The sequence below is a fragment of the Spirillospora sp. NPDC049652 genome, from assembly GCF_040675125.1.
GTDB lineage: Bacteria > Actinomycetota > Actinomycetes > Streptosporangiales > Streptosporangiaceae > Spirillospora.
The window spans coordinates 1-2,095 of sequence record NZ_JBFAOF010001122.1 but is presented as its reverse complement, the minus strand read 5'-3'; the positions used below and the strand labels follow the sequence as shown (position 1 = coordinate 2,095).

2 protein-coding genes are annotated in these 2,095 nt (G+C 73.8%); both read left to right on the top strand.

The annotated features are described in order from the left end of the window. A partial coding sequence (locus AB0J52_RS37645) for a TetR/AcrR family transcriptional regulator (protein WP_500187750.1) occupies positions 1-581 on the top strand: 581 nt, incomplete at its 5' end. A gap of 136 nt (positions 582-717) precedes the next feature. Further along, positions 718-2,095, top strand: a 1,378-nt coding sequence (locus AB0J52_RS37640) for a SpoIIE family protein phosphatase (protein ID WP_500187749.1), incomplete at its 3' end; no start/stop codon positions are given.

Here is a 2,095-nt window from a genome sequence, read left to right as displayed (position 1 = left end):
GCCGCCCGGGCGCCGCGCGCCCCGGGCGGCCCCGCAGCGAGCGCGCCGAGAAGGCGATCCTCGACGCGACCGTCGACCTGCTGGCCGAGGAGTCCGGCGTGGACGGGGTGTCGATGGAGGCCGTGGCCGCCCGCGCGGGCGTCGCCAAGACGACCATCTACCGGCGCTGGCCCAACAAGGAGGCGCTGATCGTCGGCGCCCTGGGCGCGCTCAAGGGCCCGCTGCCCGAGCTGCCCGGCACCGGCGCCCGCGACGACCTGCTGACCCTCGCCCGGCACATGTCGGTCGAGCGGGGGTTCAAGGCGTCCCGCTGCTTCTGGAACGTGGTCGGCGGCGCGGAGAAGTACCCCGAGCTGTACGAGCGCTACCAGGCGGACGTGCTGCGGCCGCGCCGCGCGGTCTACCGCGACGTGCTGCGGCGCGGCGTCGAGCGCGGCGAGGTCCGCCGCGACCTCGACCTGGACGTCGCGGTGGCGATGCTCGTCGGCGCGTTCGCCTACCACAAACCTCCGGAGCCCTTGCCGGACGGGTTCGCGGAGCAGCTGGTGGACACCATCCTCCGGGGAATCTCGACGGAATGACCGGGAAGCCGGTTTTCCCGTGCCGGAATCGGCCCGCACGTCGTGATCTTCTCCCCAACGGCCCCGAGCATGCTCCATACTGGGCTGGGGGAGTGGATGCAGGACCGGCTGACTGGAGCGTCAGGTGAGATCCGTCATGGCGCCACGGGGCGATGCGCCCGTCGGCGATTCCCCGTCCCGCACACTCGTGCTCGGCTTCGACGCCGACCGCGCGATCGTCCAGTGCGGGCCCAACTGCCTTCTCGTCCTCGGCCACGACCCGGCCGGGGTGATCGGCCGTCCGGCGACCGACCTGGTCGCCGACGACGCGAAGGCGGAACTGGAGAACCTGCTGGAGGCGGCCGCCGCCGGGCAGGAGCGCACCGCCGTGCTCACCGCGCGGCACGCCGACGGCCGCGGCGTCGACGCGGTCGTCACCGCGCAGCCCATGGTCGGCGACGGCACCGCCGGCCTGCTGTACGTGCGGGTCGCGCTGCCGCCCAGCGAGCGCTTCCAGGACCCGGCCCTCATGCGCCGCGCGCTGATGGACGACGCCCTGACCCGCTTCGGGGCGTCCCTCGACCTCGACCAGACCGCGCGCGGCATCGTCGAGGTCGTCGTCCCGCACTACTGCAACGTCTCGTCGGTGCTGATCCTGGAGAGCCTGGTCGCGGCGGACGAGGTGCACGAGGAGAGCGGCTCGGCGGTGATGCGCCGGATCGCGGTCAGCTCCGAGCACGACGACCCCGCCTGGACCGCCACGTTCCCGGTCGGCGAGGTGCTGGTGTTCCCCGAGGGCACGCCCTACCGCGAGGTGCTCGACACCGCCCGGCCCGTCCACCTGCCGCACGTGGCCACCAACGCCGCCGGGGAGATCGCCGAGAAGTGGCGGCGCAACCCGGTCGGGCGGCTGCTGTCGGAGGTCTCGATGGTGCTGCTGCCGATGATCGCCCGGGACACCCTGCTCGGCTTCATCGCCTGCACCCGCGTCAGCGGGCACCGCCGGTTCGACGCCTACGACGTCGAGATCGGCATGGAGTTCGCCGCGCGCGCCGCGATCGTCATCGACAACGCCCGGCTGTTCAGCCGCGAGCGCGCGACCGCCCTGGCGCTGCAGCGCAGCCTGCTGCCGAACCGGCTGTCGGCGCCCGCGACCGTCGAGGTCCGGCACCGGTACCTGCCCGGCAGCAAGCTCGTCGAGGTCGGCGGCGACTGGTACGAGTCGATCGCGCTGCCCGGCGCCCGCGTCGCCCTCATCGTCGGGGACGTCGCCGGGCACGGCGTGCGCGCCGCGGTGACCATGGGCCGGCTGCGCACCGCGCTGCACACGCTCGCCAACCTGGAGCTGCCGCCCGCCGACGCGCTGCACGTCATGCACGAGCTGATGATCGAGCTCGGCGAGCAGGAGCCGCACTTCGCCACCTGCGTGTACGCCGTGTACGACGCGACCACCGGCAGGCTGGAGGTCGCGTCCGCCGGGCACCTGCCGCCGCTGCTGGCCGCCCCGGACGGCTCCAACGACTACCTGGAGGTGC